At 29.1% G+C, this 15,996-nt stretch carries 15 protein-coding genes; all 15 read right to left on the bottom strand.

What is annotated here, in order from left to right:
* On the bottom strand, positions 1-5,352 hold a 5,352-nt coding region (locus AYC61_RS10085), incomplete at its 3' end, for a DUF6531 domain-containing protein (protein ID WP_156456426.1).
* A gap of 16 nt (positions 5,353-5,368) precedes the next feature.
* Entirely contained in the window at positions 5,369-7,312 is a 1,944-nt protein-coding gene (locus AYC61_RS10080) for an S-layer homology domain-containing protein (RefSeq protein ID WP_066501051.1), read from the bottom strand.
* A 787-nt stretch (positions 7,313-8,099) separates the two neighbouring features.
* Positions 8,100-8,678 carry a TetR/AcrR family transcriptional regulator gene (locus AYC61_RS10075; protein ID WP_066501050.1) on the bottom strand — a complete coding sequence of 193 codons (579 nt, stop codon included), beginning with the start codon at positions 8,676-8,678 and terminating at the stop codon, positions 8,100-8,102.
* Between the two features lie 71 nt (positions 8,679-8,749).
* Positions 8,750-9,472, bottom strand: a complete 723-nt coding sequence (locus AYC61_RS10070; RefSeq protein WP_066501047.1) for a putative ABC transporter permease — start codon at positions 9,470-9,472, stop codon at positions 8,750-8,752.
* Between the two features lie 571 nt (positions 9,473-10,043).
* Positions 10,044-10,454 carry a hypothetical protein gene (locus AYC61_RS10065; protein WP_066501043.1) on the bottom strand — a complete coding sequence of 137 codons (411 nt, stop codon included), beginning with the start codon at positions 10,452-10,454 and terminating at the stop codon, positions 10,044-10,046.
* A 17-nt stretch (positions 10,455-10,471) separates the two neighbouring features.
* Positions 10,472-10,828 carry a hypothetical protein gene (locus AYC61_RS10060; RefSeq protein WP_066501035.1) on the bottom strand — a complete coding sequence of 119 codons (357 nt, stop codon included), beginning with the start codon at positions 10,826-10,828 and terminating at the stop codon, positions 10,472-10,474.
* Positions 10,829-10,840: 12 nt separating this feature from the next.
* Positions 10,841-11,179, bottom strand: coding sequence for a hypothetical protein (locus tag AYC61_RS10055; RefSeq protein ID WP_242866775.1), 339 nt, complete (start codon positions 11,177-11,179; stop codon positions 10,841-10,843).
* Positions 11,180-11,214: 35 nt separating this feature from the next.
* Positions 11,215-11,496: a hypothetical protein gene (locus AYC61_RS10050; protein WP_066501027.1), complete on the bottom strand. Its 282-nt coding sequence runs from the start codon at positions 11,494-11,496 to the stop codon at positions 11,215-11,217.
* A 5-nt stretch (positions 11,497-11,501) separates the two neighbouring features.
* Positions 11,502-11,789: a hypothetical protein gene (locus AYC61_RS10045; RefSeq protein ID WP_066501025.1), complete on the bottom strand. Its 288-nt coding sequence runs from the start codon at positions 11,787-11,789 to the stop codon at positions 11,502-11,504.
* Positions 11,790-11,809: 20 nt separating this feature from the next.
* Positions 11,810-12,106 carry a hypothetical protein gene (locus AYC61_RS10040; protein ID WP_066501023.1) on the bottom strand — a complete coding sequence of 99 codons (297 nt, stop codon included), beginning with the start codon at positions 12,104-12,106 and terminating at the stop codon, positions 11,810-11,812.
* A gap of 14 nt (positions 12,107-12,120) precedes the next feature.
* Positions 12,121-12,303: a hypothetical protein gene (locus tag AYC61_RS10035; protein WP_066501020.1), complete on the bottom strand. Its 183-nt coding sequence runs from the start codon at positions 12,301-12,303 to the stop codon at positions 12,121-12,123.
* Positions 12,304-12,493: 190 nt separating this feature from the next.
* Complete coding sequence (locus AYC61_RS10030; protein WP_066501017.1) at positions 12,494-12,715, bottom strand: hypothetical protein; 222 nt, start codon at positions 12,713-12,715, stop codon at positions 12,494-12,496.
* Positions 12,716-12,755: 40 nt separating this feature from the next.
* On the bottom strand, positions 12,756-12,917 hold the full coding sequence (locus tag AYC61_RS21685; RefSeq protein ID WP_202906826.1) for a hypothetical protein: 162 nt from the start codon (positions 12,915-12,917) through the stop codon (positions 12,756-12,758).
* Positions 12,918-12,957: 40 nt separating this feature from the next.
* Entirely contained in the window at positions 12,958-13,119 is a 162-nt protein-coding gene (locus AYC61_RS21680; protein WP_202906826.1) for a hypothetical protein, read from the bottom strand.
* 272 nt (positions 13,120-13,391) lie between these two features.
* A complete protein-coding gene (locus AYC61_RS10025) occupies positions 13,392-15,995 on the bottom strand; it encodes an ABC transporter permease (protein ID WP_066501015.1) in 2,604 nt (867 codons plus the stop codon).
* Between the last annotated feature and the right edge of the window lies 1 nt (position 15,996).

Below are 15,996 nucleotides of genomic sequence, written 5' to 3'. Positions count from 1 at the left end.
GGTATAGCTTTCACTATGTCCTAGTGGGTCTATTACTTTCTTTATTAGTCCTCTGTCATCATATTGGTAGATGGTTATTTGTTCTTCTATTGTTGTTTCCATGTTTATTTCTTGTGGTATTGGCTCTATATTTTCTGTCATTGTATTTATTGTTTCTTCTTCTGGTATTGTAGATTCTTCTTCGTTATTATTCTCAGCTTCTTCTTCATCTGTAGTTAGTATCTCTGTATCTTCTGTTTGTGTATTAGTTGTTTCTTCTTCTGGCATTGTAGATTCTTCTTCGATATCATTCTCAGCTTCTTCTTCATCTGTAGTTAGTATCTCTGTATCTTCTGTTTGTGTATTAGTTGTTTCTTCTTCTGGCATTGTAGATTCTTCTTCGATATCATTCTCAGCTTCTTCTTCATCTGTAGTTAGTATCTCTGTATCTTCTGTTTGTGTATTTATTGTTTCTTCTTCGTTAATTAAAGAGTCTTCCTCGATATTATCACAAATTACTTCTGTATTTGTAGTTAGTATTCCTGCATATTCTGTTTGTGCATTAGTTGTTTCTTCTTCTAGATTTGTAGATTCTTCTTCGATACTATCACCAGTTACTTCTTCATCTGTGATTAGTATCTCTGTATCTTCTGTTTGTGCATTAGTTGTTTCTTCTTCTTGAATTGTAGAATCTTCTTCGATATTATCACCAATCACTTCTTCATCTGTGGTTAGTATCTCTGTATCTTCTGCTTGTGTGTTTATTGTTTCTTCTTCCAGTTTTGTAGAGTCTTCTTCGATATTATCACCAGTTACTTCTTCATCTGTGGTTAGTATCTCTGTATCTTGTGTTTGTGTATTTGTTGTTTCTTCTTCTAGTTTAGTTGAGTCTTCTTCGATACTATCACCAGTTACTTCTTCATCTGTTGTTAGCATCTCTGCATCTTCTGTTTGTGTATTAGTTGTTTCTTCTTCTAGTTTTGTTGAGTCTTCTTCGATATTATCACCAGTTACTTCTTCATCTGTGGTTAGTAATTCTGCATCTATTGACATTGTAGTTATCTTATTTTTTACTTCTATTTCTACTAGCCTGTCCATTTCATCATAGGTGTAGTATGTTTTGTTTCCCTCAGCATCTGTTGTTTTTGTTAAGTTTCCTATTGCATCATAGGTATATTCTGTAGTGTTTTTATTTTCATCTGTTACTGTTTTTATTCTGTCTTCTTTATCGTATGTAAATCTTTGTTTTGTTCCGTCGGGATTTACAATCTTTGTTATTCTTCCTATACTGTCATATACATATTCCGTCTCGTTTCCATTAGCATCTGTTTTTCGTTTGAGGTTACCATTTTTATCATAGTCATACTCCTGTACATATCCTCTCGCATTTGTTTCTTTTGTTATGTTGCCTACTGCATCATAGTTATATTTTGTGATATTTCCATCTCTATCTGTTTTACTTTCTACTCTTTCTAATAGGTCATAGGTTAACTCTGTTGTATTTCCTAGAGCATCTGTTATATGGGTTATATTTCCTGATTTATCATAGGTATAGCTTGTTATGTTTCCTTCTTCGTCTGTTACTTGACTGATTCTACCTAACAAGTCATAGTCTATTTTTACACTGTTTTCTTTTGCATCTGTTTTTTGTAAAAGATTGCCTACTGCATCATAGGTGTATTTTGTCTGATATCCTCTTTGATTTGTTTCTTTTATTATATTTCCTACTGCGTCATATTCATAGTATACAACATTTCCCATCTTATCTATTACTGATGTAATGTTATTTTCTTTATCGTATGTGTATGTTATAGTTTTTCCATCTTTATCTGTTACTGTTGTTATTCTGCTTAAGTCATCGTACTGAAGTTTTGTTGTTCTTCCTAATGGGTCTGTTACTGTAGTTATGTTTCCTGCTCCATCATAAGTATAGCTTGTTTCGTTTCCTTCTTTGTCTGTTACTTTTGCTATTCTGTTATTTTTGTCATATGCATATGACATGCTATAGCCCATTGGGTCAATTATTTGGGTGAGGTTATTGTTTTCATCATATTCATATGTTGTTATTTCTCCATATGGGTCTTGTTCTTCTATTAGGTTTCCTAGTTTATCATAGGTAAACGTTGTTGTATTTCTTCTTTCATCTTTTATGCTTGATATATTACCTAGTTCATCATATGAGAGGTTCTTTTCTCCTCCTATTGCATCTGTTATTTTTGTCAGTCTTCCTAGTTTGTCGTAAGTATATTTTGTTACAGCTCCTCTTTTGTCTGTTATTTGGGTTATTCTACTTTCACCGTCATAATCGTATTTCTGTGTATAACCTAGTGCATCTGTAGCTGTTGTTACATTACCTTCTTTGTCATAGCCAAATAGTCCTGTTCTTCCTAGTTGGTCAATTTGTTTTGTAAGTCTACCTAAGGAATCATATTCATATGTTATTTGGTTATTATTTTTATCTATCTCACTTACTACGTTTCCTGAAGGGTCGTAGTTATAACTTATTACATTTCCTTTTTTGTCTGTTATTTTCTCAACTTTTCCTAGCTTGTCATATTCATATGACACTACATTTCCATATGGGTCTGTTATCTTTGTTAGGTTACCTTTTATGTCATATTGATAGGTTGTTTCTTTTCCTCTAGGGTCTATTTCTTTTGTTAAATTTGAGTTATTATCATATTCATAATATGTTATATTTCCTTCTGGTTCTGTTTTGTTTATGAGATTGTTATATTGGTCATAGGCATATGTAGTAGTGTTTCCTCTTTTATCAGTTTCGCCTATGAGATTACCCATACTATCGTATTGGTATGCGGTCACGTATCCCATTACGTCTGTTATTTTTGTTATTTTTCCTAATTTATCGTATTCATAGCTTTCACTATGGCTATTTTGATCTGTATATTTTGTTATGTTACCATTTTCATCATATTCGTAGCTTATATATGTTTCATCTGGGTATGTTATTTTTGATATTTTATCTTCTTCATTGTTTTCGTATTTTATTGTGTTTCCTTCTCTATCGGTTACTGCTATAACTCTATTTAAGCTATCGTACTCATATTCTTTGCTATTTTCTCTTGCATCTGTTACTTTACTTATATTTCCTTTATCATCATATGCTATTTTTGTAGTGCTTCCATCTGACTTTGATATTTGTGTTACTTGTCCCTTTGTATTATATGCATATGTTGTTATATTGCCTCTTGCATCTGTTTCACTAACTAGGTTCCCCTTGGTATCATATGCATATGTTGTTGTGTTTCCTTTAATATCTGTAACCCCTGTTATTTTATCATTTTCATTATATGCAAGGTATGTTTTATCTCCATCCTTGTCAATTTCGGTTATATTTCCCCTTGTATCGTACTGGTAAGAAGTTTTGCTTCCTGCTTTATCTGTATAGTTTTCAAGTTCATTTTGTGCATTGTATGAATAAAGTTCTGTTCCGTCTGCATGTTCTACTTGTGTTACTCTATATTTATTATCATAATAATATGTAGTAACTTGTCCATTTCTTTCTGTTACTGTTGTTTTATTATTTGCTGTATCATAATCAAATAGCATTATAGTTTCGTCAGGGAATGTCTGTTTTACTACTCTGCCTTGGCTATCGTATTCATTGGTTACCCCTGCGTTTCTATTAGGACTTGTTACTTTTGTAAGTCTTGAATTACTGTCATAATCATAAAGTATACTTTCCTCGTTTGCATAGGTGAATTTAGTAAGTTCATTGCTGTTATTATATCCGTATTTTACTACTCTTCCTGTATTATCTCTTATTTGTCTTATCAGACCTTTATTTGTATAGTCAATAGTTACATAACCGCTATTTGTTCTGATTTCAGCTAGGAAGTCTTCTTTGTAAACAAATTTTGTTATGTTTCCATTACTGTCTTTTATTTCTTTTATTTTTCCTGCACTATTAAATGTATATTGAGTTTTATCTTTTCTTGTTAGTATAAACTGTCCATTTGTTTTTTCTAGTTTGTCATATTCTCCTGCCTGTGCAGGTACATATTTCCCTCCTGAATAGTTATGCTTAATCCTTCTTCCATCAGGAAATACTACTTCTACTTCATTTGATTTTTCCCATAGTCTGTATTCGTAGCTTGTATGCCAGTTTCTACCTAAAAGTCCGTTATAGTTGTCCCTTGAGTTGTACCATCTGCTAAATTCAATAGGGAATGCCCCTGCAATTTCTATATCTTTATGTCTGTAAATATAGTTTCCTGACATTATGTCTACAGGGTCTTTACTTATTTTTGCATACTCTGTTCTAACAATTTCATCAAGATCCTTATAGTTAATACTATCTACATCATAGAAAACACCTTTTGGTTCAACTACTAAAATATGATTTCCATGTTCTGGGTTCCATGATGAATTCTTATCATTAGCACTTCTTATATCAGCTATATTTTTTATCGAATCAAAATATATTACTGAAATATATACAATCCTATCTAGTTCTCTTGTAACATGGTCTGCTATATTTAGAGAATCTAATTCAATAGTTTCTTCTTCAGTACTGGTTTCTTCTTCCCATTCATATATTGTTTTAAATATAGGGTTTCCTTCTTCATCGGTTCCATCGGGAACTTCTTTTTCTATAAGAAACTCTTCTTCTATTGTTATTTCATTTATTTTTTTACCTGTTACTTCTACTTTTTTATATGGTGTTATTGGCTTAGTTAGAGTAACGTTCCAGTTATCGCTTTCTACTGACGCTTTATACCTTTGACCATCAACAATAAGTTCTACACTCTCAGTATCAATATATACCCTTTTTCTATAATCGTCTTTATCTACTTTTTGATCTTCGTCTTCTCCAGACTCTATATAGCCATGAAAATTGAATTCACCAGTGCTGAGATTAGGATCTACTTCTAGAGCGGAGGATCCTCCACCAGATGCACCGCTTCCTACAAAAATACTTCCTCTATCAGCGTATTGCTTAAATGATTCCTCTTCTGGCATGACTACGATGGTATATTTTCCATCTTCAACTTCATTGACGTCCCAAGTGAATATGTCTGGATTTTTGGCTATATCATCACCTATTACTACTACATTACCATCTGCATCAATTTCATAGGTACCATCGTACCCTCCAATTGTTACATTATTGGCTATGGTTTTTATTTTTTTCCCACTTGAATCCTCAACGTATACATCTGCTTTTTGTGTGTATTGAAGCAATACTTTTATTGTTACTGTTTCTCCAATATCTATTTTTGATGGACTTATATCAAATATCTTTGATGATGCTGCATTTGCTGTGAAATTTTGCGATAATGGACTAAGTGGTACTAATATAGTCATTATAAACGCTAATAAACATGCGATTATTTTTTTACTCTTCCTCATATTTAATCCCCCTTTCCTAAATGTTACCCCTATTGTCTAAAAATCTATAGATTATTGTAATAGCCTCTGCTCTTGTTGCATTTGATTTTGGTTTGATGTTTTTGTTATCCCCTTGTATTATGCCTTCTTTTATTGCTTTTGTTATCGATTCTTTACTCCACTTACTTACTTGTGAATAATCCGCAAAATCCTCCATAGCAACTTCTTTTTTCTCAATATTTTCTGCAGATATTCTCATAAGAATCGTAATCATTTCTTCTCTAGTTATCTTATTGTCTGGAGCTGCTTTTCCATCGTAGCCTTTTATCCACCCTTTATTTTTTGCTATTATTAAATCTTTTTCTGCCCAGTGTTCCGAAATATCTGTAAAACCTTCTCCTATAGCTTCTTCTCCCTTCGCAAAGTAATTAACTAGTATTTTCATAAATTCTGCTCTGGTGATTGTGTTGTCAGGTCTTATTGTTTCATCTTTGTATCCACTTATCATCTGTTGTGCTGCAACTGATTCTATAGTTTCCTTTGCCCAATGTTTTTGTATATCTGAATATTCTTTTTCATGTGCCATTAAAGCTATTTTCATTCCATTTTGTATTTCAACTGAAATAGTTTGATTTTCTTTATTTCTTTTAAGTTTTAATGCTTTTGGTTTGTCTTCTATGCTGTATACCCTTAATTTGTTTCCGTTTTTATAGCTTCCATAGGATATTAACAGAGTTGCTGTTTTTGTTTGTGTATTGCTTTCTTCCATGTTTAGCTCATATATCTTGCTTTTCAAGGAATAATCACTGTCTTGTATATTCATATCTATTTCGTCAAACCTTATTTCTCCTTCAGATAATATTTCATCTGCTTTTATCAATATTTTTATTTTATCTTTTTCTATTTCAAACAGGTTATCATCTCCAGGCACTACCGAGAAAGTTGATTCATTTGATTCCTCTTTACTCCTTTTTTCTGAGTGACGAGCTTCTTCCTTTGGAACTTCTTCTTTTGGATTCTCTTCCTTTGGATTTTCTTCCTTTGGAGTCTCATCAGCTCGGTCTATTGCATCATTAGTATTATCAGTCTTTATGCCTGTATCACTCAACCATACTATATCTGTACCATTTAGGAATGTCTTATTAGGCTTTTTATTATCGATAGTTTTTATATCTGTTTCTACTGTTGTGTCTGTATCTTTAAGTATTACATCGTCTCCTTCAGTCATAATTATTTGTCCAGCTGAAAATGCTAAAAGATTATGCTCCTCATCCCCTGCTGTAAGCTTGCTGTCTTCTTGCGCCTCTATATCATATTTATGAAGATGAGTTGTTCCACCGTATCTTGTAGTGTATACTATTTCTCCTTCCGATATTTTGGGATCGCTTTCATCTTCCATATCTGATGTTACTCTGATTTCAGCACTATTTTGTATGTCATATGCATAGATATCCATGTTTCCATTTCTTCCATCCATCCATACTGCATATTCTCCGTCAAAATCTATACCACATGCCAAAATTTCTGTAGTAACTATTTCTTCTTTTTGAGTATTCATATCGTATATAACTATATTTTTATATCCATCATTTTGGTTTGCCCATAGGATATAATCTCCTCTTATAAGAGATTCTATATTGTTCCCCTCAAGAGTCGATATTTTTTTACTTGTTTTGCTATCCATGTCATAAAGGTAAATATCAAATTTTTCATCTCTATACTCCTGCCAGACTATCTTATTTCCCCATATAGATGGATATGAAGCTGAGAAATCTCCAAAAGTAATTTGACTTTGCTTTCCTGTAGATAAATCCGCATGAAAAACACACCACTCGCCACTTACATAGCTTGCCCATACCAAACTGTTTCCATCTGTATCAATTCTACCTATAGGCTGGGCTATATAATCTTGTGCAAATGCTATTGTACTAAAAAGTAATAAAAAAACAATAACTAGAATATAAATCCTTTTTTCTCTCATACTTTCTCCCCTTTCTTTTATTCATGATTTTCTAAATTATGTAAACATTGATTCTTCTCAATTTTGCAGAGGATGACATTTTCACTACAAAAATACTACCTCCAAAAACAAAGATAGAAATCAATGCTAAAACTAAATAAATTTTATTATCCTTCCCTGGAATATTTTATCACGCATTAATGTAATATTTTGTAGTATTTTTTATTTTTTTGTGTTTTTTAAAATTTAGTACTTTTGCACTAGGTTATTTATTTTCATATTCCACGAAAAGGTTTTCCTATTTTCTATGTACCAATTATTATAATATGCAAAATATAGAACAAAACCTTTTATTGAAATCTATATAAGAAAATTATTAAGTTGTTTTAAAGTTTATAACTTCCTACAGATTATAAAGAATGTAAAAACCCTTGTTTGAACACTAATAAGTTGCTTTTTTAAATATTTCTAGTTTATATCTATAACTTTTTAAAAAAGCCATATTAATTACCACTACCATATTTCTACTATGTTAGTGGTAACTATTTAAAATGAGCGTATTAGCTATTGTTATAATAAATGATTTAAATACCTTTTATCTATAGTTATCTTTACCGTATGTATTATAACAAATTTTGTATATTTATTCAACTATATATGTTTATATGACCAAAACTTAGCAATTTAAGTTTTTTAAACTCCATTATATAAAAAAGGGAAACTTTCATCAGAATTTATATATCAATTCTGTAAGTTTTCCCTTTTTTATTAATCAATTTTCTCTAAATTTTATTATCAAATGATTATTTTATTGAAATAATGCTTGTATAGCTGATAAAGAATCTATCATATCGTCTTCTCCATGTGCTAAAATTACTTGAACAGAAGTTCCAAACAGTGCTCCTGATATCATTCTGGACAATGTAGCTGGAGAATAATTTTTAAATTCTTCTTTATTTGAAAAGTTATCCATATATTTTTCAATTAATTGTGTTACATCATTAAAAAAGTTGCTAAGAATTTTTTTAAGTGATGCTGACCAAAAAGACATACTTATTAGATCGAATAAAAGTTTTAACAACTCGGGTTTTTTTCTTAACATCTCTTGAAAATATTCTATTAGACAAGATAGCTTTTTCTTCTCTGCAATACCTTTTTTTAATATATCTTCAATTTCATTGAGATATTGCTCAGCTAACTTTTTCACCACTTCTGTAAATAATCCCTCTTTATTTTTATAGTAATAGTTTAATTGGCTTAATACTACACCTGCTTCATTTGCAATGTCTCGTAACGATACATTCGCATAGCCTTTCGAAGATATACATTTGAAAGCTGCATTAAGTATTTTTTGAGATTGACTCATATGGTCAAATTCATTTTTCATATAATAAACTCCTTTAAAACAATTCGTACAAACAAATACATTATAAAATAATCAAAATCTCATGTCAAATTCTATAAAAACCTACTTTTTAGTTTAATTTTTATTCTAACCATTCTATCATTTAAAATACTCATTACATTCCCATGTTTTATATCTTCATTTAAAATTCTTAAATGAGGAAATGCTAGAAAAAATCTTTTATGTTCAATAATTTTCTCATGATATTTTATCAATGAAAAATTCGAATAGTTTTGAATAACTTCTCTTAAATCCAAAGCATCTATTACTGATTTAATAATATCAATTAGAAAATAAAACATTAGAAAATTTACAATATAGCTTTTAGTTAGAATCTGTATAGGTAAGATTATTTCTGAAACAACAGTATGTACAGTATTAACAAGTAATAATGCTAATAAGCCCCAAAGAACAGAATATTTAACACAAATATATCCATGAAGGTTTGCAGTTTCTTTACTATAGTCCCACCACTTATAATTAAAAGTTTTGTCCAAAATATATCCTGTTATGTATTCAAGTACTGTAACCAATATAACCGAAAGAACTATACTAACAATTAATGATACAAATTGATTATCGCAAACATTACTAACCCATTGTGACGATAGAATGATTATTACAGCACCAAAGCCATATATTGGGCAAAAAAAACCTGTTAAAAAACCTCTATTAATAAATTTTTTTGCTCTCTTACTAGCATAAGTTGTTTCTAAGCACCATCCTAAAAAGGCATAAATTGAAAAATACAATACCATATCTAAATAATTATACATAACTTTTACCCCCTTTATGCATAATACCCCAAAACTCGGTTTATTAATTCGGACGTTTGTATTAATTTCATGTTAACATAGTTTCACTTAATTAGCAAGTATTTTAAATTAATAAAATTATCTAAATATGAAAAGCAAAAAATTTAAATATATTGTAATCTTTTTTATACATAAAAACCCACTTATAGAAGTAGGCGACTTGAAGTTAAAGGTATAATCATGATAGTTGAATACGTTATTGAATGATGATGTTATAATATAATAATTTTATAGTATAATATGGTAAATTAGCAATCTGTAATTTTGTCGCCATAGATAAAGTTAAAATTGAAAACAGGCACTAAGCTATGCAGTGCCTGTTTTTTTATATATGTTTATTTATAGTTTTTATTCTCTAAACTATACTATCTTTTGTAACAATTTAATTAGACAAAATATTAAATAGGGATAATTAATTTTGATTATCACATTAATTTACTCAACTCAATATGTTCTTTTACATATAAATTAACTTAATTATAATAAAAAAGGATCACTCCAAATCATCCCTTAGGTACATAATTTATCCTTACTATTTATTTCTTTCATTTCTATTTTCATGTATCGAATATAATTTCAAAATTTCATCAAAAGGATTGCTTATAAAAATCTCATCTCTCTCAATCTGATCATCATCATCTTTGTTTTCTATATCAACCTTATCTTCTATCTTTTCATCTTTTTTTGCATTAATCTTGTCTTCTATCTTTTCATCTTTTTTTACATTACTCTCTTCTTCTATCTTTTCATCTTTTTTTACGTTACTCTCTTCTTCTATCTTTTCATCTCTTTTTACGTTATTCTCTTCTTCTATCTTTTTTTCTTCTTTTGTATTAATCTTTTGTAGCTTTTCTTCAAAGTCATCAGTGCTTGATAGAATAAGACCGGTAAATTGTGTATGATGAATATTTACTTTTTTGTTTTTATTAGTATTAAGTTCCATGATATCTTTCCTCCATTCTACTCAATGCTAATTTTTTTTTCGTTATAAAGAGTAATCTTCTTAAATAATTTATAAATCTTTTCTTTATCTAATTTGCAATTATTTATTAAATGCTGAACAATCTCTGTAGGATTTGAAGAAGTATAAAAACTTGGATTTTTACTTATTTCTCTTAATACTTTTTTATATAAAGCTTTTTCACTTGGAAATAATATATCTTCTATTTTCACTTTGTAGGATTTAGGTCTTTGATGAATTCCTCCCTGATCAATATAATGCTCATACCACTCATGCCCATTTTTACATTTAAACTTTACATGTTCTTTCTTATATATTTTTATAACTTCTATTTCATTACATTCTTTGCAAATCATTTATCACACCACCTATTCTTGTTTGACAATACCAAATACTTTTACTCCTTTTTCTATTTCCAAAGTTTTAAATTCTTTATCGTTCAACCAAACAATACCTTCTTCATTAATTTTTACATTTATATTTAAATCTTCTATATTAAAATTTTCAATGTAATAGGGAGAAATTAACACAAAAATGGAATTCAATTGAAGAGGTGATAAATTATAAGTATTCACCAAATTGGCTTGATTTGAAGCATTTACTAAAAAATTATAACTTGAACCTTTTCCACCTTTTATCATATTTTTTATTTCATTTTCTACATTTTCATCTTCATAGTTAATTTTACTACTCTCTTCATTTTCCAAAAACACTTCCTCCTCTCTGCACTATTAATAAAAAATTACTTATTGCTATTTGTAACTTTTTTATCTGAATAGATACGAATATTATTATCATCAATTAAATCTTGATCCAGACCATTTATAGTCATTTCTCCAGATTTTTTTATGCTTATGTCAATAGGAATTCCTTTTATTTCCCTATTATTTTCAATCTGTTCATATAAGTATTCAAGACCAAGTATCACAAAAAAGTTGAATTGTGACAAATTTACTTGTTCCGATTTAATAGTATTAGCTTGATTTGAAAGATTAAGATTCATAGATGAGATAGCATTGTTCAAAACCATCACCTCAGATATTTTGACATAATTTTATTTACTAGTTTATTTTTTTCTTTACTTGATAATTTCTCATTACTTTGTACTCGATTCAGCTTTTCTAATAATTCGAAGGGATTTATATTTTCTCTTTCATGAATTTTAATTTCAAACTCCCCTTCTTTATTGTAATTCATAAAAACCTTTCTCTCTTTTTTTTCTTCTTCTACTTTACTTTCAATATTATCAAGTTCTTCATTTTCATATTGAAAATCTGATTCAACATTTTGACTACTTGAATTCTTTTTTTCTACCATAACAACTCCTCCAGTACCAATTAAAATTTTACGGTTGTACTTTCAGTTCTGTCAGGACCTTTAATATCTTTTATCGTTACCACATCCCCTTTTTTAGCCTTTTCCCTACTTTCAATTATTTTTTGCGTTTCTTCTCCTATATTAATTCTATTGTGATTATCAACATCTATACTCATTCTTGCATATTTAGAAGTACTTTCATCATAAATTTCTCCATCTATATATACAACACCATCGGTATTTATTTGTATTTCTGAAGGTACCTTCTTGTTTTTCTTTTTCATTTTTATTTTTATCCATTGATTTTGCGTATTCATGTCCTCTATCACCTCTATCCACAATTAATATTTACTGTAGAGCTATTTTGTGTTGTTACACAATAAGCAGAAAGTGTCATATTTGTTTGCTGGTTAGTATTTAATTGATTGACAATTTTAGCCCCCATCATTACATCATTTTTTTTTTTGAAGGATTTGTTCTTTTCCTTACTCAATATTACATCACCTCTATACATATAAATTTCTCCTACATAATATTGTATGTAATCTATCATATAAATGTTAATAGATTATTAGGACTCAATCTCACTAGTGAACTTGCATAACTTTAAAATCCTACTCACTTCGATTTACACCAGACTTGGATAAGGGTTCTCTGTTTAAAAACATAGCCACTCCCATAATGGTAGTGACTATGTTTTTATATTACATATTCATCTTATCAATCATCTGTTTTAATGCATTTATTTTATCTTGTCTTGTATTTCTTTGACCACTAATAGATCTAAATGTTTCTAGAACTTCTGAAGCTTCTAAAGGTTTATACTCTTTATCTGTTTCTAATTTATGACCCTTAAATGCCACATTTAAGGGATTGAATTTTTTTGAATTAACTTTTAATCCGTCCTTATAGAACCCAATTTTCAACTCAAGTCTCTCCTTCCCTAAATATTCTGGAGGATATTTATTAAATAATATCTACTACATCATCATCTTCAATTTGCGCTGCAAATCCAAACTGCGCTTCCATTAAATTGATCAATTGTGCTGCTACTAATGATAATACTTGTAGTTCAACTTGACTTACTGCTTTTTGGTTAACTACTGATGCATATATTCTATCTGCCATTTTTTTACCTCCCTTTAGTCATAGTTTTTTGTTTTTATTCTTAAATAATATCTACTACATCATCATCTTCAATTTGTGCTGCAAATCCAAATTGCGCTTCCATCAAATTAATCAATTGTGCTGCTACTAATGATAATACTTGTAGTTCAACTTGGCTTACTGCTTTTTGGTTAACTACTGATGCATATATTCTATCTGCCATTTTTTTACCTCCTTTTGGTTAATTAACTTTTTGTCAAACTCTTTGCTATGACTTTGCCTAATATAAATTATGTATTATTTATTAATTATGTTACTTTAATAATAGTATTTTGAATTCTGATAGACTTTTAATTAAGTATGTTTTAATTTTTAAAATTGTATTTATATTAAAATGAATCTTTGGTCAAAATGAACCGTCCCTTATGATTGTCTAAAAAAACAGATACTAGTGTAAATAGTATCTGTTTTGAATATTTATTTAGTTAGTTATATCTACTCAGTAATTCTCAATCTTTCAACTATGCTTTCTTTTGTAATATTTTTTATCATTATACTTGCTACAGTTATCGATAAAATAAATAACAACAAACAAATACCTATTAGTGAGATTAAATATATCAATAAATTAAATCCCGAAAACATCAAAGAATTTGCGGTCATTATAGATAAATACAAACTCACAGGCAATATTGTGACAAGTGATAATAGTGATAAGCTTCCTCCCTCTGCTAAAAACATTCTTTTGAGCTGTTTTTTTGTCATACCGATACTCTGTAAAGATGCCAGCTCACGTCTTCTCATTAAGATACTTGTAATTAAAGTATTTATCATATTAAGTATGCCAATAAAACCAATGATAAATGACAAGCTGTACCCCATAATGCTTATTGCACGTTTTTCTTCAATAAAATTCTGTAGCCATTCATATTTTGATTCCATTTCAATTTGAAAATTACCTGTACTCCTAATAAGTCTTTCAATTTTGTCAACATCCTGCTTCGATAGATGTTCTTTCGTATATATTTCTATAGTTAAAATTTGCTCTTTGTAGTTTGAATATATTTCTTGAAATGCTTTGTTTGATAAAATTATACTATCTTTATTCATGATATTATATTGACCAAACATATCCTGAGATTCTATTACTGCCATAACAGTGAATTCTTTATCAATATAAATATCTCTTGCATAATCATAAAACGATAAATCTAATTTATCTCCTGCTTTTATTATATTACCGCCTACATCTGATTCGTGATAAAAATCATTTGGTGACTGAAATATAATATAATTACCTGTTTTGAATTTTTCTTTATCAACATTACCACTTAGTATTTCACAATTTTTAATTTCTGTTTCAATTTTTTCTGCTGGAACTCCCAAAGTAGATACTGCTACATTTCCTTTCTCATTCAATAAATCACAATAATACCCGTTACGAGCTTTCATTATACTGTTTATTTCTTCTTTCAATAATCCTTTATTTTTAAGTTCACTTTTTGAAAAATAATCTGTTCTTATATCGCCTCTATTCTTATAATCAGGATAAGTTCTACCCATATAATAGATATCAGCTTTATTGACAATATCTAGTTTTTGTATGTCTTCATATAATTTATAATCTATAGGTTTATAAGGAACTTCTTGATGCCACTTTGCTGTATGGTGATATATTGAGATATCTGATTGACTATATCTATCAGATATTTTGTATTCATCATAACCTATTGTAACATTACAAACTACTATAAAAATAATTGATGACAAAGAAATAGAAATTACTGTTACTAGGGTTTTCTTTTTGTTTCTAAGAACATTTGCAAAACCCATTCTATAAATATTGTTTTTCTTTGTTCGTTTGTTTATTTTTACTTTCTTTTTACTTATATCTCCTGCATATTTCACAGCTTCAACAGGTGAAATTTGCGAAGCCATCCTCATAGGCTTTCTACAACTTATTAATATAGTTAAAAATACAAATATAGAAGATATTATAAATATATACGGGCTTTTTGATAGCTTCATAAAATCTTTATAAGTCGTCATTGAAATTACCATAGGAGCAAACTTAATCCCAATTAAATAACCTATGATTAAACCAATAGGAATAGAAGTTATTGATAAAATTATCACTTGTTTTCTAATTAATTTTTTTATTTGTTTTTTAGTTGTACCTATTGTTTTCAAAAGTCCATAAAATTGAATATCGTTTATTACGGAAATGTCAAAAATATTATAAATTAAAAAATATCCACATAGAGCTACCAAAAGCGCTAAAACCAAAATAGGCACAAGCATAGTTATCGAATCGCTAAGTTTTGATGCATTGTAAAAATCAGGAGATATAGAAATACCTGTTCCTCCCACATCTTTTGAGATTTTGTCCAAAATTTCCATTGCTTCAAATGATGAAGAAAAACTATTGAGTGATTTTGTTTGTATATTAATTTCATTTAAACCTTTTGGAAGCTGAGGATTGTACTTGTCTATAAAACTGAAATCTGTGAATATTTCACCATAATTTGATGTAGGAGGTATTACTGCTTTATAATATCCACATATATTAAATGTTATAGGTTTAATAATTTCTTTACCATCTTCAGTTATTGGTACATTCAAAGACACTTTTTGATTTACTTCATAAGGCATAGAAAACAAGTCTAAAAAGAACGTTGGAACTAATATATCTTCACTTGTTTTTGGATAATCTCCTTCTATAGGTTTTACATAGTTCATTTCAAAAAGTGAACTATCAGCATATTTTAAATAAATTCTATTCCCTGTAACTTCTTTTGAACGAATATAAGAAGTAGCTAAATCACATAGAATCCCTGCTTTCTTAACTTCATCATGTTCTTTGACTTTTTCGTATTGATCAAAACCACCATTGATATCACCATCACTATCAACACCTTTTCCCATTCTTGCGTGAAAATCGTATGTTTTATAGAAGCTTACTCCACACGTGAAAACAGTTGTCATCAAAGTAGTTGTAAGTACAATTGCAATGATTACAAAAATATTTCTCATTTTATTGTTTTTAAGGCTTCTTTTTGACAGCCTGTTCATGATTTTTTTGTTATCAATTTCAAGCATT

The organism is Abyssisolibacter fermentans (assembly GCF_001559865.1).
Classification (GTDB): domain Bacteria; phylum Bacillota; class Clostridia; order Tissierellales; family MCWD3; genus Abyssisolibacter; species Abyssisolibacter fermentans.
This window is presented reverse-complemented; position numbering and strand designations above follow the sequence as displayed.